The 18,858-nt window shown below is 72.1% G+C and carries 13 protein-coding genes; 3 read left to right on the top strand and 10 right to left on the bottom strand.

Annotated features, from left to right (window positions below; genetic code table 11):
* Positions 1-11: 11 nt before the first annotated feature.
* The 4 genes from AB0C15_RS20330 to AB0C15_RS20315 all read right to left on the bottom strand — a co-directional run bounded on the left by AB0C15_RS20330 (position 12) and on the right by AB0C15_RS20315 (position 7,570).
* Positions 12-2,411: a nitrate- and nitrite sensing domain-containing protein gene (locus tag AB0C15_RS20330; RefSeq protein WP_357354099.1), complete on the bottom strand. Its 2,400-nt coding sequence runs from the start codon at positions 2,409-2,411 to the stop codon at positions 12-14.
* A gap of 253 nt (positions 2,412-2,664) precedes the next feature.
* Positions 2,665-3,147, bottom strand: coding sequence for a helix-turn-helix transcriptional regulator (locus AB0C15_RS20325; protein ID WP_357354097.1), 483 nt, complete (start codon positions 3,145-3,147; stop codon positions 2,665-2,667).
* 262 nt (positions 3,148-3,409) lie between these two features.
* Entirely contained in the window at positions 3,410-4,702 is a 1,293-nt protein-coding gene (locus AB0C15_RS20320) for a cytochrome P450 (protein ID WP_357354095.1), read from the bottom strand.
* A gap of 513 nt (positions 4,703-5,215) precedes the next feature.
* The gene (locus AB0C15_RS20315; protein WP_357354093.1) at positions 5,216-7,570 is read right to left on the bottom strand and encodes an AbfB domain-containing protein; all 2,355 of its coding nucleotides are present in this window, start codon (positions 7,568-7,570) and stop codon (positions 5,216-5,218) included.
* A 257-nt stretch (positions 7,571-7,827) separates the two neighbouring features.
* Between AB0C15_RS20315 and AB0C15_RS20310 the strand changes: the two genes are divergently transcribed.
* The 3 genes from AB0C15_RS20310 to pdxY all read left to right on the top strand — a co-directional run bounded on the left by AB0C15_RS20310 (position 7,828) and on the right by pdxY (position 10,815).
* Positions 7,828-8,844: a LacI family DNA-binding transcriptional regulator gene (locus AB0C15_RS20310; RefSeq protein ID WP_357354091.1), complete on the top strand. Its 1,017-nt coding sequence runs from the start codon at positions 7,828-7,830 to the stop codon at positions 8,842-8,844.
* 151 nt (positions 8,845-8,995) lie between these two features.
* Positions 8,996-9,790: a serine protease gene (locus tag AB0C15_RS20305; RefSeq protein ID WP_357354089.1), complete on the top strand. Its 795-nt coding sequence runs from the start codon at positions 8,996-8,998 to the stop codon at positions 9,788-9,790.
* 173 nt (positions 9,791-9,963) lie between these two features.
* Positions 9,964-10,815, top strand: coding sequence for a pyridoxal kinase PdxY (gene pdxY / locus AB0C15_RS20300; protein WP_357354086.1), 852 nt, complete (start codon positions 9,964-9,966; stop codon positions 10,813-10,815).
* Between the two features lie 31 nt (positions 10,816-10,846).
* Here pdxY and AB0C15_RS20295 read toward each other — a convergent pair whose 3' ends face one another.
* From AB0C15_RS20295 to AB0C15_RS20270, 6 genes are all read right to left on the bottom strand, one after another.
* Positions 10,847-11,179 carry a putative quinol monooxygenase gene (locus tag AB0C15_RS20295; protein ID WP_357354085.1) on the bottom strand — a complete coding sequence of 111 codons (333 nt, stop codon included), beginning with the start codon at positions 11,177-11,179 and terminating at the stop codon, positions 10,847-10,849.
* 9 nt (positions 11,180-11,188) lie between these two features.
* Complete coding sequence (locus tag AB0C15_RS20290; protein ID WP_357354083.1) at positions 11,189-14,437, bottom strand: DUF87 domain-containing protein; 3,249 nt, start codon at positions 14,435-14,437, stop codon at positions 11,189-11,191.
* Complete coding sequence (locus AB0C15_RS20285) at positions 14,434-15,156, bottom strand: hypothetical protein (RefSeq protein WP_357354081.1); 723 nt, start codon at positions 15,154-15,156, stop codon at positions 14,434-14,436. Before AB0C15_RS20285 ends, AB0C15_RS20290 begins: the two co-directional genes overlap by 4 nt.
* Positions 15,153-16,253, bottom strand: a complete 1,101-nt coding sequence (locus tag AB0C15_RS20280) for a DUF559 domain-containing protein (protein ID WP_357354079.1) — start codon at positions 16,251-16,253, stop codon at positions 15,153-15,155. Before AB0C15_RS20280 ends, AB0C15_RS20285 begins: the two co-directional genes overlap by 4 nt.
* A gap of 70 nt (positions 16,254-16,323) precedes the next feature.
* Positions 16,324-17,742, bottom strand: a complete 1,419-nt coding sequence (locus tag AB0C15_RS20275) for a PQQ-binding-like beta-propeller repeat protein (protein ID WP_357354077.1) — start codon at positions 17,740-17,742, stop codon at positions 16,324-16,326.
* Positions 17,743-17,803: 61 nt separating this feature from the next.
* Positions 17,804-18,763, bottom strand: a complete 960-nt coding sequence (locus AB0C15_RS20270) for an acetamidase/formamidase family protein (RefSeq protein ID WP_357354075.1) — start codon at positions 18,761-18,763, stop codon at positions 17,804-17,806.
* Between the last annotated feature and the right edge of the window lie 95 nt (positions 18,764-18,858).

Raw genomic sequence — 18,858 nt, 5'->3', positions numbered from 1 at the left:
CTCCTGTCGCGTCATTTGTTGCCGAGGTTGATCGGGGTGCGCCGTCGGTTCGCCACGCCCCGCGCGTACGCGGCCATTGCCGTCGCCACCTGCGTCGGATCGCGGTACTCGGACCGCTGCTGCTGCTGCGGCACTGTCACACCGCCGGGCACGAGGTGCCGTTGCGGCTGCCGTTTGGGCAGGCCGGAGTCGGTGGTCGTGGCGACCTCGGGGGTGTGCGCCTGGGCGGCCGTCCGCCAGGCGTCGTCGGCGGGGCTGGACCACTGCTGGCCGTTCTGGCCGTTCTGGCCGTCGACGACGTCGCTCTGGAACCAGTGGTTGACCTGTTCGAAGATGAGAAGCTCCTCGGTGGGCGCGTCACCTCGGTCCGGAGGTGGGGGAGTCGGTCGGAAGACCGGCGCCGCCGGCAGCGTCCGTTCGGCCGGAGGGCGTCCGGCGGTGGGCTCGGGGCGCGGCTGGTACGGCGGCGGCGGGGTGGCCGTGCGCGCCGCGCGTCGCGACAGCCGGCCGGGTGCGAGCAGGTACTCCTCCGGCGGCAGCGACCGGATGATCGCCGCCGGCAGTGTCGCCTCGGCGAGGATGCCGCGGCGGGGGCCGCGTCGCAGTTGCACGGTCACGCCCAGTCGCGCTGCGAGCTGACCCACGACGACCAACCCCATCGCCCGTACGGCTGCCACGTCGATGGCCGGCGGGCGGGCCAGCAACTCGTTGAGCTGCTGCATCCGCTGCGGGGACAACCCCACACCCTCGTCGCTGATCTGGACGATGACGCGGTCACCCAGGCTCCGGCCGCTCACCCAGGTCTCACTGCCCGGCGGCGAGTACGTCGTGGCGTTGTCCATGAGCTCGGCGAGGAGGTGCACGACCTCGTCGACGGTCTTGGCGGCCACCGCGACGTCGCCGTCGATCATGCCGAGCCGGACCCGTGCGTAGTGCTCGATCTGGGACAGCGCCGCCTGGAGCACCTGCTGCAGGGGGATGTCGCGCTGGCGTACGCGGCCCACGCCGACGCCGCCGAGCACCAGCAGGCTGGCGTTGATCCGGCCCATCCGGGTCGCCAGGTTGTCGAGTGTGTACAGCTGGTCGAGCCGGTCGGGGTCGGTCTCGTCCCGCTCGACCAGGTCGACCTGGGCCAGCACCGCGTCGACCAGACGCTGTTCGCGGCGGCTCAGGTGGATGAAGATGTCAGCGGTGTTGGCGCGCATGACGGCCTGTTCGGCGGCGGTCCGCACGGCGGCCTGGTGCACGGCGCTGAATGCCTGACCCAGCTCGCCGATCTCGTCGTCGCTTGACGGTTCGAGCGCGGCACTCGACTGTTCGTGGGCCAGTTTCTGCGGGTCGACGGTGGCGCTGCCGGGCTGTTGGAGTTGGGCCACCACGGCGGGGAGCTGTTCGAAGGCCACGGCGTTGGCCGCGTCCCGGAGGCGGCGCAGCCGCCGGGTGATCTGCCGTGCGACGGCCCAGGTGACCAGCGCGGTCAGCACCAGGGCCAGCAGGACGCCTGCCGCCTCGGCCACGGCCCGGCGGCGCTGGTCGGCGTGCGCGGCCCGAACGTCGTCGCGGACCGCGTCGTCGACCCGGGCGCGCAGGTCGGCCAGCCGGGCGGCGCGTGTCTGGGTGGTGGACACCCACGCGTCGGTGTCGAGTTGCAGTTGCGACCCCGGCTGGGCCCGGGACACCTCGTCCTGCATCCGTTGCAGGGCGAGAGCCTCCTTGCCGGTGCCGGCCTGCTCCCACCAGAGGCTCCACTCCGTCGGGGCCAGGGCCAGGAACGACAGGCTCGACTCGGTGTAGCTGGTGCGGGCCGCGGTGATGTCCTGCTGCGTGGCCGGCGTCAGCTCGCCGCCGGCGACGGCGCGCAGCACGGCCACCTGCTGCTGACCGATGGCCTCGGCGGTCTTCGACAGCGCCGCGGAGGCCCGGATCCCGTCGGCGAGTGCGGCGTCCACGACGCCGTGCGAGACGTTTTCCCGGAAGGTGATGAGGTCGGCGATCGCGATGCGGTAGCTGAAGGTCATCGCCGACACCGACGCGTGCGTGGCGGTGCGTACCTGCGTGCGCAGCGGCGCGAGGCCGTCCAGAGCCGCGTCGATGCGCCGCAGGAGAGCCGGGTTGCCGTCGTTGTCGGCGGGCAGCCGGTCGCGCTGCGCGCGGTAGCGGACGACGGCCTCGTCGGTGGCGGCCATCTCCGTGCCGAAGGCGTCCTGCTGCTCGGGTCGGGCGTAGGTGAGCAGGTCGGCGGCGGCGATGCGTTCGCGTTGCAGCCGGTACGCCAGGTCGCCGGCCTCGGCGCCGACCTGCGCCAGGATCTGCAGGTCGCTGGCGCGGACCGTCCGGCGTGCGCTCTCGGTCAGTGCGAGACCGGCGAAGCCGATCACGGCGACCAGCGGGGCCGCGACGATGAGGCGCATCCGGCCGGCAATCTTCCAAGCGCGTCGGCGCGTCGGGTAGGGTCTGGCCGCGTGGGACCGGGTGCTCGACGCCAAGATTGACTCCCACGACTCGTCGATGACGGTCTATCCGCACCTTGCCGAATGCAAGTCCCATTCGGCCGGAAGCCGCGCTCGTAGACCAGACCTGGCCGTGGTACAAACTGCCCGTACCAGCATCTGTACCCAACGTCAGCGGCCGGTGACGCCGTGGGGTCGTGCCGGACCCGACGGGTCAGCGCTGGTGGTCGACCGGTCCGGCCGACGGGTGCCGCCGCTCCGGATCGTCCGGCTCGGCTGGGCCGTTGAGCACCTGGCCGATCAGCTCACGCAGCTCGTCGATCGCGTCCACCACGGCGCCCGGGTCTCGCGCGTCCCGCCGCCCACGCTGACGCGGCACCTGCCGATCCAGTCGAGCCGGTTCCGGAGCGCGGGGGCCCCGTCGGCCGTCGGCCGCCGCCTGCTCCGCCGCGACCTGCGGCCAGAGCGCGGCGAGCCGGCCGCCGGTGCCGAGCACATCGTCGCAGCGCAGCGCGAACTCGTGACTGCCGAACCGGCGGCCCGACTCGACCGCGGCGACCGTCTCCCGGCTGAACCGCACCAGATCCGCAAGCGCTCGCTGGGTCAGACCCCGTTGGACGCGACAGTTGCGCAACTCCCATCGGAACCGCTGACTGGCCGCAGAGTGCGCCGAGCTCGACGAGGACGTGTGCTCCATGCGCTCACCTTCGTGGAACGGACATTCAGCAGCGGACGCCAGATTGAGATTGGCCGATGAGACAAACATTCACAGAGGGCAATTCTTAACCCAGGACGCGTTGGGTGTGAAGACGTCTGCCGGCATGGATCGTCGGGCAAAGCGCGAAAGGTGCGGGCCAGAGGTGTTGCGGCAGCGAGCGGCACCGGGTGCAGCGGGGCTCTGCCGCTCCACCCGACGCCGGACCCGTCCGCAGGTCAGCACCGTCGGCGCGTACCCGGCATCAGGCGGCGTGTGCTTCGACCGTCGCTCCCACCCGGGTCGCCGGCAGGTCGGCCGACTCCTGGGTGTCGATTATCGCGAGCAGTGTGTGGTGCGCACGAAACGCGACATTGGGTTTGTACGAGCGATGTTGTTCCGGTGACAGCCGTAGGCCGGGAATGGTGTCGGCGAGCCGGCTGAGCGCGATTCCGGCCTCCAGTCGCGCCAGTCCCGCACCGATGCAGAAATGTGGACCGTGGCCGAACGACAGGTGGTTGCCCGCGTCGGACCGGTGGGGGTCGAACCGGTCCGGGTCGTGGAAGGCCGCCGCGTCCCGGTTCGCCGCTCCGATCAACAGCAGGCAGCGCGCCCCGGCGGGGATCGTCACCGCTCCCAGGGTCACGTCCCGGGTGGTCACCCGGAGCCAGCCGTCGATGGCCGGTGCGAACCGCAGCGTCTCACCCACGAAGGCCGGGACGAGCCCGGCGTCCGCGGTGATCGCCGACCAGCGCTGGGGATTGGAGAGGGCCTGGTCGAGGGCGTGCGCCAGCAACCCGGCGGTGGTCTCGTGGCCCGCCACCAGCAGGTTGAAGGCCAGGCTCGCCACCTCGGGCACCGTCAGCACGGTGTCGTCGTCGTCCCGGTAGTCGAGGGCGCGACTGATGAAGTCGTCGCCCCGGTGTCCGCTGTCCACCCGTTGGCGGACCAGGTCTTCACAGTAGTGCCAGAACTCGAGCAGACCCTGCGCCAGGCGTACCTGCTCGGCCGGGTCCGGCTGCCCCCAGATGAGGGCGATCTGGCCGTCGGCCCAACTCCTGATCCGCCCGATGTCGGCGTCGGGCACACCGAGGATGTCCAGGACCACCAGCAGGGGCAGTTCGGTCGCGAACTCCGGGATCAGGTCGACCTGCTCGCCCTGTCGGGCGGCAAGACGGGACACCAGCTGGTCGACCCGGCGTCTGACGATCGCGCCGTACTCGGCCTCGACCCGCTCGGCGGTGTTGGCGAAGGTCGCCCGTAGGGCCCGACGGGTGCGCGGGTGCGCCGGTGGGTCGGCGGCGACAGTCGTGGGTGGCGCGTCGATCTGCATGAGCACGTTCAGCGCCGGCGGGCACACCTCGTAGACCGGGGCGAGGGTGAGCGCGTTGGCGAATGTCGCGGCGTCGGCCAGGGCCCGCCGGACGTGCCCGTGCCTGCTGATCAACCACAGGTCCAGATCCTCGGCGTAGTGCACCCCGTCAGCATCGTCGAGAATGCGTCGCCACCTGCTTGCCGGGTCGGTGAGATAGACCCCGGTGAACGGATTGAACCGCATGGAAAGCCTCCTGATGCACGCGGCGCGAAACCGGCAGCGCCCCCATTTGGCGATCCACTTCAGCCGGGCCGATAATGCGCGCAGCTGCCTCTGGCTCTTTACGGTGCGCTGGCCGGTCGCACAAGTCAAGATTGGTTCTCGTCTATTTATTGGTCGGCATAATTGCGGGTTGCAACAGACGAGTGAGCCCGGCCAGATGCAAGTTGCGGCTCGGTCCTTGCCGTGGCGTCGATCCAGTCCGACGGTGGAATCGACTCGCCGCTTCGCCTCATGACCGGGGAAACGACCCCCGGGACGACGAGTGACGCCGCAGTCCGCTCACCGACGGCGGCGCAAGGACCCCGCGCTGACGGGAGCGGCCAGCCCCGGCGAGCCTGAGCCGGAACCCCCGCGCCGCCCGTCCAGGCATTGCGGGGGTTCCGGCTCAGGGCAGCCTTTGCTCTGCACCCGCGGGTGCGACGCCGGAACCCCCGCGCCTCACCGTGTCGGGACGGCCGGTTCAGCGCACAGTGGTCAGGGCGCCCACGGGGCGGCGATGGTCCAGGTGCTGTCGGCGGTCCACGACGTCGGCGCGTTGTACGCGTCGCCGCCGGCGCCGTTGCTGAGCCAGACCTCCGCGTTGTAGTGCCGCAGATACCGGCCGCGGAAGTTGTACGACTCCAGCGAGACGCCGGTGCCCGTCAACCCGGTACGGGCGCACCAGGTGGCGTCGGCGCGCAGCAGCGCGGAGCCGTCGTCGGGCGAGTTGCGGACCCGGGAGTTCTGGTGGCGCAGGTACTGCCCGGGGAAGTTGACCGACTCGAACGAGTAGCAACCGGTTCCGGCCAGCCCGGGCCGGACGGTGTACGTGGCGTCGGCCTTGAGCAGGCTGGAACTCGCGGCGTCGACCACCTCGGTGTAGGCCAGGCTGTCCTGGTGGCGGAGGTAGCGGTTGGTGTAGCCGGGCGTGGTCACCCGCAGCGACCGGCGGGTGTTGGTCGGCAGGGTGACCGGCGCCGAACTGCCGATGGCCTTCGAGGCGTTTACCAGGGCGGTGTTCGCGGCGCGGACCCGCGACTGGTCCATCTTGACCACCTGCCGGTCGTAGGTGAGGAAGCCGTTCAGTTCCCCCTCCAGGTCGGTGATCTCGGTGTAGATCGAGGCGCTGAGCCCCTTGCCGATCATCAGGTTCTGGGTGCCCTGCACCAGCCCCACGTACCTGTCGGTGAGGGCGCTCGAACTGGACTGCCACTCGTACGCGAAGAAGCTGCCGCTCGGGCTGTACTCGTGGCCCGGCGTGTGCAGGCCCAGACCGCCGAACTCACCGAGCACCGCGATCCGGCTGCTCGACGGCACGGGCGAGTCGGGTCCGAGGTAGACGTGCCAGTCGTCGATGTCGCCGTTGCCGGGGTCGCCGAGGGACTGGCAGCAGTTGTGGCCGCTGTGCGGGTTGACCAGGCGGGTCGGGTCCTGGTTCTTGATGTTCTGCGCGACCCGCCGGGTGTCGGCGAGGGACCGCTCGCCCCAGCCCTCGTTGTAGGGCGTGTACGCGATCACCGCCGGTGAGCTGCGATGCTCGTCGACGATCTCGCGCGCCTCCGCCTCGAACTGCGCCTGCTGGGCGTCGGTGGGGTCGACGTTCTGCGCGGTCAGCGACGGGATGTCCTGCCAGACGAGCAGGCCGAGCCGGTCGGCGTGGTAGAACCAGCGCTGCGGCTCGACCTTGATGTGTTTGCGCACCATGTTGAAGCCCAGGTCCTTGTGCTTCTGCAGGTCGAAGGCGAGGGCGGCGTCGGTCGGCGCGGTGTAGAGCCCGTCCGGCCAGAAGCCCTGGTCGAGGGTGCCGACCTGGAACACGAACTGGCCGTTGAGCTTGGGGCGGAGCACACCGTTGACCAGGCCGGTGGTGATCTCCCGCATGCCGAAGTAGTGCGTGGTCCGGTCCACGGTGGCGCCTGCTGCGCTGCGCAGGGTCACCCGCAGGTTGTAGAGGAACGGGTCGTCGGGCGACCAGCGCCGGGCGTTGGGTACCGGCACGCTGAAGTCGGTGAAGCCGCCGGTGGCGGAGCCGACCACGGTGCCGCCGTTCAGCGCCTCGGCGAACACGCTGTGGCCGCTCACGTCGCCGCGGGTGAAGACCCGGACCCGCAGGGTGTTGTTGCCCAGGTTGGGGTAGACGTCGACGCTGCTGATCGAGGCGGCGGGCACCGGCTCCATCCACACTGTCTGCCAGATGCCGGAGCTGGGGGTGTAGAAGATCCCGCTGGGTGTCTTGGTCTGCTTCCCGATGGCGGGCAGGCTGCCGTTCTGCCGGGTGTCGGTGGGGTCCCAGACCTTCACGACGATCTCGTTCGTCCCGGCGGTGAGCTGGGGGGTCACGTCGAAGCTGAAGGCGTCGTAGCCGCCGGTGTGCGCGCCGACCCGGACCCCGTTGACCCAGACGGTGCTCTGCCAGTCGACGGCGCCGAAGTGCAGCAGGGTCCGCCGACCCGACCAGTTCGCCGGGATGGTGACGGTGCGTCGGTAGAACAGGTAGTTGCGGTTGTCGTTGGCGGCGCGTTGGATGCCGGACAGGGCGCTCTCCACCGGGAAGGGCACGTTGACCCGCTCGGGCAGATTGGTGCCGAACTGCGGGGCGTCGTCGGTCGTCGACTGGCGTAGCTGCCACTCGCCGTTGAGGTTGAGCCAGTCCGGCCGCGTCATCTGGGGTCGCGGGTATTCCGGCAACGGGGTGCCGGTCAGGGCCTGGCTGGTCCAGGGCGTGGTCAGTGGTGGCGTCTTGGCCGGTGCGGCGTACGCCGGTGCGGCGGGCGCGGTGAGGACGCCGGCGACCAGGGTGAGGATGAGCAGCAGTGGCAGGGCGGGGCGGATGGGGACGTGACGTGTCATGCCGTCTCCGAGGGGCGAGTCGCCGCGGGCGGTGCGGTCAGGCCCGAAGCGCGTGGGTGGTGGGCATCGGGTGGTCATTGACGGGGGACGGGCGTCAGTGACGGATGTCGGTGGGATTTCCACCCGACGGCGGTGCGCGGGATATTGACATCCATCAGCGCCTGTATAACGTTATAGAGCCGCGCCTGCCGCTCCGTCAATGCTTGTTCGTCAATGCCCCGGTCGACCCGCCGGTCGAATTCCGCGAAAGGTTGGGGATGGGCGTCAACCTGAAGGACATCGCCAAGCGCGCCGGCGTCTCGCTGGCCACGGTCTCCAATGTGGTGAACGGCTACCGGCCGGTGGGGGAGCGGACCCGGCAGCGGGTGCAGCAGGCGATCGACGAACTCGGCTACAGCCCCAACCTCGGCGCCCGGCACCTGCGCCGGGGTCGCACCGGCCTGATCGCCCTGGCCGTCCCGGAGCTGACCAACCCCTACTTCGCCGAACTCGCCGAGATCGCCATCGCCGAGGCCGCCGCGCTCGGCTACACGCTCGTCATGGAGAACACCGCCGCCGACCGGGAGGTGGAGCTGGCACTCCTCGACGGCTCCCGGCAGCGCGTCATCGACGGCCTGATCCTCAGCCCGGTGCGCGTCGGCCGGGCGGAGGTGCTGGCCCGGACCGACGGCAGCCCACTCGTGCTGATCGGAGAGGGTGTCTACGACGTACCGCACGACCACATCGCCATCGACAACGTGGCCGCCAGCCACGCGGCGATCCGGCACCTCGTGGCGATCGGCCGCCGCCGGATTGCGTTCATCGGCGCCACCCCTGGCGGCGATCGGCACTCGGCCCACCTGCGGGTCCGGGGTTACCGGGAGGCCCTGACGGCCGCCGGTCTGCCGTACCGACAGCGGTTGGTCGCCGGCACCGAGGCGTTCGGTCGTCTCGACGGCAAGCGGGCCATGCGGGACCTGCTCGCCCTCGGTGACCCTCCGGACGCGGTGTTCGGTTACAACGACCTGATCGCCATCGGGGCGCTCCGGGCGCTGGCCGAGGCCGGTCACCGGGTGCCCGAGGACGTCGCGGTGGTCGGGATCGACGACATCGAGGAGGGGCGGTTCAGTGCCCCGACCCTCACCACGATCGCCCCGGACAAGAGGGAGATCGGCCGTCTCGCGGTGCGCCGCCTCGTCGCCCGCATCGAGGGCACGGAGGTCGCGGGACCGCTGACCGTGCAGACGCCGTTCCGGCTGGTCCGCCGGGAGAGCACCGGCACCCCGGGCGGCTGACCCCCGGTCGCCCGCCCGCCGGGCGAGATCCATAACGCCGGTGGTACGACCCAGAGGGGATGACCCGCGAGATCCATTGTGCTCAATATGATGACCGCTATCTCGACTGCGGTGCGCTCACGAGGCGTGCCATCCTGATGCGGAGGAATGCATGGTTCGCTGGCGTACCCTCACTGGCCTGCTGGCCACCGCGTTGGCCGCGGTGACCGCGGCCAGCCTGACCCTCACCGCGCCGGCCGCCGCGGCCGACAGTCCCATCACGCCGAACGTCGTCGGTGGCACCCGCGCCGCTCAGGGCGAGTTCCCCTTCATGGTGCGTCTCTCGATGGGCTGCGGTGGGGCGCTCTACAGCCCCCGGCTGGTGCTCACCGCGGCACACTGCGTCGGTGCGACCGGCACCAACACCAGCATCACCGCGACGCTCGGGTCGGTCGACCTCCAGTCGTCCAGCCGGATCACCGTCCGGTCCAACTACGTCTACCGTGCGCCCGGCTACAACGGCGCCGGCCGGGACTGGGCGCTGATCCGGTTGGCCAGCCCCGTCACCGGCCTGAGCACGCTCCCGATCACCACCACGACCGCGTACGACAGCGGCACCTTCACCGTCGCCGGCTGGGGGGCGGCGCGCGAGGGCGGCGGCCAGCAGCGGTACCTGCTCAAGGCGACGGTCCCGTTCGTCAGCGACTCCACCTGCAACGCCAACTACGGCGGGGACCTCATCCCGGCCCAGGAGATCTGCGCCGGCTACGCCAGCGGCGGCACGGACACCTGCCAGGGTGACTCGGGCGGCCCGATGTTCCGCCGCGACGGCAGCAACGCCTGGATCCAGGTCGGCATCGTCAGCTGGGGCAACGGTTGCGCCCGGCCCAACTACCCGGGTGTCTACACCCAGGTCAGCTACTTCGCCTCGTCGATCGCCTCGGCCGCGGCGAGCCTCGGCGGCTGACCGTACGACCGATCGGGCGGCCCGGACGACACGGTCTCGGGCCGCCCGCTCGTGCCGCCCGAGCGGTCCGGGCCGCCGGGCCGCCGGGCCGCGACGGTGGGCGGCGAGTGGGGCACCCGACAGATTCGGCGGCCCACTCCTGCCGTGTCGGCCGCAGCGGCGATGATGGGCCGGTGAAGATCCTGTCCATCCAGTCGTCGGTCGCCTACGGTCACGTCGGCAACTCCGCGGCGGCCTTTCCCCTGCAACGCCTGGGGCACGAGGTCTGGCCGGTCCTGACCGTGCACTTCTCCAACCACACCGGGTACGGCGCGTGGCGGGGCCCGCTGCTCCCCGCGGCGGACGTGGCGGAGGTGATCGCGGGCATCGGGGACCGGGGGGTGCTCGGCAGCGCCGACGCCGTGCTCTCCGGCTACCAGGGCGACCCGGCCATGGGCGCGGTGATCCTGGACGCGGTGGCGACCGTGAAGGCGGCCAACCCGGCCGCGGTGTACTGCTGCGACCCGGTGATGGGCGACGCCGGTCGGGGCATGTTCGTCCGGCCGGGCATTCCGGAGTACCTGCGGGACACCGTGGTGCCCCGCGCCGACATCATCACGCCGAACCACTTCGAGCTGGACTTCCTCGCCGGCCGCACGACGAACTCGCTGGCCGAGGTGCTCGACGCGGTCGACGTGGTACGAGCGACCGGGCCACGGCACGTCCTGGTGACGAGCGTGCTCCACGGCGACCTGCCGCCGGACTCGCTGGAGGTGGTGGCGGTCTCCGACGAGGGTGCCTGGGCGGTGACCACGCCGTTGCTGCCGATCAACCCGAACGGTGGGGGCGACGTCACCGCGGCGCTGTACCTGGCGCACCTGTCGACGACCGGGTCACCCGCGACGGCGCTTGAACGCACCATCGCCTCCGTCTACGCCGTCCTCGAGGCGACCCTCGCGGCGGGCACCCGGGAGATCCAGCTGATCGCGGCGCAGGACGTGATCGCCGACCCGCCGGCCCGGTTCACCGCCCGCCGGCTGCGCTGACGGCGGGCGGCGCGAGCGCGGCCGGCGGCGGTCAGCGGCCCTCGGGGACGGCCATCTCGCCGAGCAGCGACCAGTCGTCCTGCGGCACGGTGGCGTTCACGATCCGCGGCGTCTCGGCCAGGTGCGGCGGCAGGGTCTCCTGGGCCGCCCGGAAGTGGGCGGACTGGACGTGGGCCGCGCCGGCCTGGTCGTCGCGGAACGCCTCGACCAGCACGTACTCGGTCGGGTCGTCCAGGCTGCGGGACCAGTCGAACCAGAGGCAGCCCGGCTCGGCCCGGGTCGCCTCGGTGAACTCGGCGGCGATCTGCGGCCACCGGTCGGCGTGCTCGGCCAGGACCCGGAACTTGGCGGTAATGAAGATCATGGCCTCAGGCTACCCAGCCGGGCGGGCGCGGGCGACGACCTCCTCGGGGGTCAACGGCGCCTTCGGGTGGTGGGTCAGGCACAGCGGGGTGCGGACCTTGACGAACGAGAACCCCTCCCCGGCGGCGTAGAACTCACCGCTGTTGAGCAGGCCGATGTCCGGCAACCGCCCGCCCTTGGCCTCGGCGAGCTGCCGGGCCGCGTCGATCTGCGCCGGCGCGTTGAGCAACCCGAAGAACTGCGTCGTGGCGTTGCCGGAGATCTGGTTGTGCAGACCCTTCGGTGCCTGGGTGGCGAAGACCAGCCCGAGCCCGTACTTGCGGGCCTGCGCGGCCAGCGCGATCGAGCTGGCGGTGCAGGCGGTGGTGCCGGTCGACGGCGCGAGGGTCTGCGCCTCGTCCATCACGAACAGCCCACCCAATGGTCGGTCACCGGCGGGGTGCCGCTTGATCCACGCGAACAGCGCCATCTGCAACTGGTTGACGAAGCTCTGCTTCTCCTGGTCCGAGGTGAGACCGACGAAGCTGACCACCGACACCCGGGCCCGCCGCCCCGGCGACGGCGTCAGCAGCAGCCCCGGGTCGGCCGGCGCGCCGACCCCGCCGAAGAGCGGATCGGTGACCATCGCCGCCTTGAGCGCCTCGGCCAGCTCCTCGGCGAGCTTGCCGGCGCGGGCCAGCCGGCTGACCCCGTCGGGCAGGTCCGCGAGGAACTCGGTGAAGCCGGGCAGGCCCACCATCCCACTGCGCGCGTACGCCTGGAGGGCCTCGGTGAGGACGGCCTTGCCCTGCTGGGCGAGCCTGCTCGACCTGTCGACGCTGGCCCGGGGCGCGAGCGCCTCCACGGCGGACCGGACGGCCTGGTCGAACTCGTCGGGCCAGTCCCGCAGGGAGGTGAAGTCGGGCAGCGGCTGAAAGCTCAACGGCCGACCGGCGGTGACCCGTGGCGTCCACACCACCACCTCGGTGTGTGCGAGGTAGTCGGCTGCCCGTTCGGCGTCGCCGGGGCCCCAACCGCTCGGCGGCTCGGGCCAGGCGTCGCCGAGCCGGGCGAGGTCGTTGTTGGGGTCGAGCACGATCGCGGAGACCCCCTCGCGGGCGCACTCCTCGACAAGTCGACGGATGAGCACGGTCTTGCCCGAGCCGGACCCGGCGAACACGACGGCGTGGCGGCGCAGCGACTCCAACGGCACCTCGAACGGGTCACCGCCGTCGACCGTGCACCCCAGCCCGACGGCCCGACCGTCGGCGTCGACCGGCTGCCCGGCCGGCTCGACGGGTAGGGCCCCGGCAGCGGCACCGCTCGACGCGCCATCGGGAACGGCGGCGACCGGCACGGTCGTCGGTTCGGATCCTGGGTCGCCCGACGGTGGTTCGCCGTCGTCGGGGGGCGTCGGCGCCGCGCCGCCCCGCGTCCCGTCCGGCCCGGGCAGGACCGCGCGGAACAGCTCGGTCCCGCTTGCCGGACGACGGGCCACCAGCCACTCCTGCAGGGCCGTGGACGGCTCGGTCGCCATCACCCGCAGCGCCGCGAAGACCCGCAGGTCCGCCTCCGACACGGCGCGCCGCAACCCGCCGGCCGCGTCGAAGCCGGCCAACACCTCGGTCGTACGCTTCCCGGTCGGCCACGGGCGGTTGCGCAGCAGGACCAGTCGCCGTTGGGGCAGGTCCCGGTCCAGCCCGGCCATGGTGCAGGCGGCCTTGACCCGGGCGGTGACGGCGACGGCGTTCGGGTGTGTGATGGCCCGGAAGCACCAGTGCGCCTCGTTCTCGGTGGCCTCGTCGAGCACCTCGATGAGCCGCCCGTGCAGCGCGGGTTTGCGCCCGGGCGGCGGGTCGTACTTGTAGGTGGCGCCGGTCGGGGCCTGCTCGGCGATCCAGGCGGCCAGGCCCGCGGCGAGCAGCGGCGGCAGGTGTTCGTCCTCGCCCGCCGGGTCGAGGGCGGCCGACACGTCCGCGGCCTCGACCAGTTCGGTGAAGCGGGCGTCCAACTCGTGCAGGCGGCGCTCGTCCGTCGCCGGCTCGGCGCCGACGGCACGGGCGGTGTCGACGGTGGGAGTGGAGTCGGCGCCGTCGATGAGCCGGTCCAGCTCGACCACCTCGTCGCGGTCACGGCACCAGGCGATGTGCCGGTCCACCCGGCGGAGCAGGGCGCGCGGCGTCAGCGCGGGAGCGTCGGCGAAGGCCGCGGGGGCGATCGGCCAGGTGGGGTGCGGCGGTCCGAAGTACATCCCCGCGTACGCGGTGGCGAGACGCTTCGCCACGATCGCCTGCCCGATCTCCGGGGTGGGGATCCGGTCCGGCAGGGTCGACGTCCGGAAGCGGTCGGCGACCGGGGTGGGCGCGGCGCGGGTCATCAGCACCCAGGTGTCCGGCAGGCAGGAGACCACGACCAGGGTGCGGCGGGTGATGTCGCGAAGCTTGAGCAGGCCGTCGGCGATCGGGCCGAGCATTCTGGCCTGGCCGTCCTCCAGCCCCTGATGCTGGTTGAGCAGTGAGGTGCTGGTCTGGGCGAACAGCGTGTCGAGCTGGTCCACGGCGATCACCGTGGGGTCCAGGGTCAGCGCCATCAACCGGGAGACGTCCTGCACGACCTGTTGCGGGGTGCGGATGGCGGGGCTCAACCCCCAGGCCGCCCGCGCGGCCGGGTCGCCCGGTTCGGAGATCAGGTGGGCGTAACCGACGTCCTGTGCCTCGAAGTCGACGGCACCGTGCAGGACGAGCGCCCGGGCGGTGTCCTGGGCGTCCCGCCCGACCTCCCGATCGCGTTCGCGCAGCGCCCAGATGAACGTGTCGAGGTGCCCCCTGGTCACCGGTCGGGCCCCGGCGACCGCGTCGCGGACCTCCATCGGCAGACCGAGCTGGGGGGTGAGTCGCCGCAGGAAGGTCTTCAGCTGGGTGCCCCAGCCGACGTGCGGTCGGCCCATCCCCTCCACCAAAGCCAGGGCCACGCTCTCCCAGAACGTCTTGCCACTGACCATGTCGACAAGGAAGAAGTAGCCGCCGTCGCGCTGGATCCGTTCGCGGACCGCGCCGAGCAGGTGCGTCTTGCCGGCCCCTGCGCGGCCCTGCATGGCCACGCCGAGCGGCATGCTCGTGTCGTCGGTGCGGGCCCGCGCCACACCGCGCAGGATCTCCGCGGCCACCTTCTCGTGCAGCTCAGGTACGTTGTGCCGGCTGGGTCGCCAGACGTCGTCCGGGGTGACCGCCGGGTTGAGACTCACCGCCTCCAGCGCGCTCCGCTGGTCCTCGGAGATCATGCCGGGCCGATCGCCAGAGCGTGGTTGTCCTCGTTGCCGATGCGGACAGCCGCGGCCCGGTCCCGGGCGGTAAGCGACTTGGTGTTCGCCACCGGGATGATGCGGACGTCCTCCTGACCGACCATCGTCCGCAGCGCCGCGTCCAGGGCGGCCCGGTCGGTGTCGGCGAGCCGGTCCCGGACGTCGGCGAGGCCGACCCAGGCGCCCGGCGCGGTGGCCAGGTCCCGGTACGTCGAACGGACCAGCGCCTGCACCTCCACCGCGGACACGGGTGCCGCCGGTGCCGTCGCCACCTCCGCCGCGGACGCGGATGCCGCCGGTGCTGCGCGCGGAGGCTCGCTGGCCGCCACCGCCGCCCCGGTCTGCTTGAAGAAGTCACCGTGGCTGACCCGGAGCCGGTCCAGCGAACGGTGCAGGTTGGACAGGACGACGAACAGTGACCGGGTGGTCGAGCCGCCCTGCTTCGGCGGCGGGGAGGTGTGCAACTGGCGGGCCACCCGCCAGCCCTCCTCGGTCAGCTCGTGGGCGAACGGCCGGTGCGTCCGATCGGTGTCCACCAGGCCCAGGTCGACGAGCTTCGCGTTGTCCTTGCCGGTGAGCGTGAAACCGGCCAGATCCTTCAGCTCGACGTTGGTGACTCGACGCGCCTCGACCATCAGCACCACGAGGGCGTTGATCTGGTTCGGTGTCAGGTGCGGGACGTCCGCCGGGCTCGTCATGATGTCTCATCTCCGTCGGGGTGCGTGCCGCCCGTGCGTCGCCGGGCCAGCAGCCGACGGATCCCGTCGACCACCGCCGGCGCGTCGGTGAGCACCTGCTCGTTGGTGAAGCGGAGCACGTCCAGCCCGAGGAGTTGCAGCTGCACGTCTCTCCGCCGATCGTTGGCGAAAGCGATTCGCCCACGATGCTCCGGGCCGTCCACCTCGACCGCAAGACCCTCTGCGGGCCAAAACAGATCCAGTCGGTACGCCTCGCCCAGGAGGTGCCACTCGTAGGTCTGGTTCCACCGCCGGCCCCGCGCCCAGTCGTGCGGTCGCAGCGCGCGCTCCAACGCCTGCTCGGCGGCGCTGTCACCACGTGGCACGCCGGCGATCGGCGGCCAGGCCAACACCGTCGACAGCCGTTCACCATTCGTCGGCACCCCGTCGACCGCGCCGGCCAGCCCGGCGAATCGCGGCGGCAGCTCGATCGGCACCGACCGAACCCGGTCGGCGTGGCGCAGGGGCCCGCCGACCAGCCACACCGTGAAGCCACCGTGCCGCACGAGCCACTCGGCGGCGGCCACAAGCGTCCGCTCGGCGTCCGCGGCCAGGTCGGGCAGGGCCACGACGAGGACGCAGCTCTCCCGGTCGTACGCCTCGGCGATCACCCGGGCCAGCCCGGCGGCGCGTACTCCCGGGGCGAAACGGGACCGGCCGGTGCGGTGGCGTGGACCGCGCAGCCCACGCTCGGCGAGGTCGGCGAGGAACGGGCCGAAGTGTCGGGAGGTGGCGGCGGTACGGGCCGCGAGGGCGCGCACCGCGGCCACGCCGAGGGTGCCCTGGCCGTCGAACCGGTCGGCATCTGCCAGCCAGCGGGGGTACATCGCGAGGGCCGCGGTGTCCAGTTGGTCGAGCAGGGCGTCCACGAGGTCACCGAGAGGCCCGACCACAGTGGGCCGGTAGTGCACGATCGCGGGTGCGGCCTGGGGCAACGGGTCGAACGCCACCCGCAGCAGCTCCGGGTCGACGCCGGGCAGGTGACTCACCCGCCGCGTCGGTACGGCGGCCCACCAGGCCCGGTCGGCGTCGCCGTCGGCCCGGACGGGGTGCGCCATGCCGGCACCCTACGGCACCGGCGGGCGCGACCCGGAACCGCCCGGTGACGCAGGGTGCTGCGCGGGCTGCTCAGCGCAGCCGGCGGATGTCGCCGTACGCGCGGTAGTAACCACCGCGGCTGGACTCGCGCACCTCGGTCACCAGATAGCGGGCGCCCGGCTCGCGAATCCCCTTGGGGAACTGCACCGACCAGTCGTGCCGGTAGCCGTCGGAGAGCACCTGCACCCGCAGCCGCCCCCGGTCGTCGAGGCACTGCACCACGACCCCGCCGACCGCGTCGCTCGTCACCTCGACGAGCGTCGGCTCCACCGGCCGGGGCGCCTGGCGCGGTGCCTTGATGTCGCGGACCTCGGGGACGTCGCCGGCCTGTGCCGCGCGGATCGCCGGCTCGCTCGCGTCGATGCAGGCCAGGTGACCGCCGGTGGTGACGACGTAGAGCCGGTCGTCGTGGTACTGCATGGAGTACGCCGAGCCGCAGCCGGTGCCGAGCTTCCACAGCCGGGTGCCCGCCGCGTCGAAGCAGTAGATCGAGGACTGGCTGTCACCGGCGAAGACGTACCGGCCGCCCTCGGCGGTGGCGCAGGAGAAGACCGGGGCGTCGCAGCGGTAGGTGCGCTCGAGGTCACCCGACTTGGACAGCCGCACCACCTCGCGGGTGCTCGTCCCGGCGAACACGCTGCCGTGCTCCTGCCAGCCGAAGAGCACCGAGCCGGTCGTGGTGTGCCACAACTCGCTGCCGGTGCGCCACTCGTAGCCGGTCACGCCCTGCGAGTGGCCGTGGTAGATGGCGTCGTCGTCGCACCGCACCATCCAGGCCGACCGCCCGCGCCCGGGGCGTCGCCACAGGAACTCGTCCTCGTGGTCGACGGCGGTGATGCCGCCGTCGGCGTCGGAGACGCCGAGCACGCCGTCGTGGATGTCCAGCCAGTAGATGTCGATCTCGGGGGCGATCGCGTAGGCCACCCGGGGCACCTTGCCGGACAGGTCATAGACGTTGCCGTCGTCGCAGCCGGCGTAGATCCAGGCGTCGTCGGCAACGATGCACTTGACCCCGTCGGGGAGGCGGACCTGGCTGCGCACCCGGGCGTCGTGGTCGAGCGTGGTGATGACGCCGTGCTCGTTGCCGACCATGCAGTGCTGCCCGTCGACGAAGATGCCGAAGGCGGGGGCGCCGGAGTCGTAGCGCCAGAGCACCGGGGCGGTGCGGGCGGTGGAGCGGGTGCTGACGATCTGCCGCCGCGACACGGTGCGCTTCTGGCGGACACCGGGCACCGCCGGCGCGTAACCCTTACGGACCTTCTCCCCGATCTTCTTCGCCGCGGCGGCCCGGGCCCGGGCGTTGTCCGGGTAGGCGGTTGCCTTGACCTGCCCCTGGTCGCCGATCCGGCCGTAGCGCACCGTCAGTGTGGCGTTGTCGACGAGGACCTCGTAGAACTTGTGCGCACCGTCCACTTCGGACAGTTCGAGGTAGGTCGTCTCCTGGGACATGGGGGCCTCCGAGGGTCAGCGGGCGGCGCGATCCGGCCGGCGCGGCGACAGTGACCACACGCTAGCGACGCCCTCCGACAGAACCGGCGTCCGGCCAGCGCAGCGCGTCGTCACGGAGCACCGCGTGCGCGCCGACGCTCTGGTTGACGATCTGCGTCACCCGTACGTCGACCGCGATGCTCGCCAGCGCCGCCGCGTCCGAACGGCTGAGACCGTGCAGCCGCTGCATCAGGGTCAGCATCGCGTCCAGGGCGGTGAACGTGGCGTCGTCGAGGGAGGCGCCGACGCCCAGGGTCAGCCACGCGTCGGAGGTACGGGCCACCGGGCCGGTGACCGGGAAGTCGTCGCGTACGTCGACGGTCAACGTCACCTCGTCCATCGGGCACTCGATCGCGGTGCCGCCGACCTCGCCGTCGCCCTGTGCGGCGTGTCCGTCCCCGACCGAGAACAGCGCGCCGTCCACCGGGATCGGCAGCAGCAGGGTGCTGCCGGCGGTGAGGTCCCGGCAGTCCAGGTTGCCGCCCCAGGGGCGCGGTGGGGTCGTCGAGTGCAGCCCCGGCTCCGCGGGCGGCATGCCGAGCACTCCCATGAAGGGCCGCAGCGGAACCGTGTGGCCGTGCTGGTTGCGGCCGGTCATCGTCGCCGGGTCCAGTGCCCAGGCGTGCACCACCTGGTGGTCCTGCACGCCGTAGTGCTTGTTCAACTCGCTCGGCCAGCCGCCGGCAACCGTGGTCCCCCAGGTGCCCGGCACGATCGTGTCGATGCGTACCGCGAGGGTCTGACCAGCGCGCGCACCGCGGACCGCGATCGGACCGATCAAGGCGTGTCCGTGGTCGGGCCGGTGTTGCGCGACCCGGGGCCGGTTCCGGGTCGGCCCGCCAGGGTACGGGCCGGCGGACCACCAGCAGTCCAGGGTGCGCGAGGTGACGGTGTCACCGGGGTCGATGGTGAGCACGGGCGGGAGGTCGGGGGAGAAGTGGCCGTGCAGGGTGTCATCCCCCGGGATGAGGGTGTGTCGCATCAGTGCAGGCTAGTGGCAACCGGCCCGCGCGGTGGGCCGCCGGGTGCGCGGTGGGTGCCGGGCGCACCCCCCCCCCCCCAATAGGACCCCCCCGC

The sequence above is a fragment of the Micromonospora sp. NPDC048835 genome (assembly GCF_040649995.1).
In the GTDB taxonomy this organism is placed as follows: domain Bacteria; phylum Actinomycetota; class Actinomycetes; order Mycobacteriales; family Micromonosporaceae; genus Micromonospora.
This window is presented reverse-complemented; position numbering and strand designations above follow the sequence as displayed.

Coding starts and splice junctions, on each gene's coding strand:
- AB0C15_RS20330 (WP_357354099.1), bottom strand. CDS start 2,411: ATGCGCCTCATCGTCGCGGCCCCGCTGGTCGCCGTGATCGGCTTCGCC.
- AB0C15_RS20325 (WP_357354097.1), bottom strand. CDS start 3,147: ATGGAGCACACGTCCTCGTCGAGCTCGGCGCACTCTGCGGCCAGTCAG.
- AB0C15_RS20320 (WP_357354095.1), bottom strand. CDS start 4,702: ATGCGGTTCAATCCGTTCACCGGGGTCTATCTCACCGACCCGGCAAGC.
- AB0C15_RS20315 (WP_357354093.1), bottom strand. CDS start 7,570: ATGACACGTCACGTCCCCATCCGCCCCGCCCTGCCACTGCTGCTCATC.
- AB0C15_RS20310 (WP_357354091.1), top strand. CDS start 7,828: ATGGGCGTCAACCTGAAGGACATCGCCAAGCGCGCCGGCGTCTCGCTG.
- AB0C15_RS20305 (WP_357354089.1), top strand. CDS start 8,996: ATGGTTCGCTGGCGTACCCTCACTGGCCTGCTGGCCACCGCGTTGGCC.
- AB0C15_RS20295 (WP_357354085.1), bottom strand. CDS start 11,179: ATGATCTTCATTACCGCCAAGTTCCGGGTCCTGGCCGAGCACGCCGAC.
- AB0C15_RS20290 (WP_357354083.1), bottom strand. CDS start 14,437: ATGATCTCCGAGGACCAGCGGAGCGCGCTGGAGGCGGTGAGTCTCAAC.
- AB0C15_RS20285 (WP_357354081.1), bottom strand. CDS start 15,156: ATGACGAGCCCGGCGGACGTCCCGCACCTGACACCGAACCAGATCAAC.
- AB0C15_RS20280 (WP_357354079.1), bottom strand. CDS start 16,253: ATGGCGCACCCCGTCCGGGCCGACGGCGACGCCGACCGGGCCTGGTGG.
- AB0C15_RS20275 (WP_357354077.1), bottom strand. CDS start 17,742: ATGTCCCAGGAGACGACCTACCTCGAACTGTCCGAAGTGGACGGTGCG.
- AB0C15_RS20270 (WP_357354075.1), bottom strand. CDS start 18,763: ATGCGACACACCCTCATCCCGGGGGATGACACCCTGCACGGCCACTTC.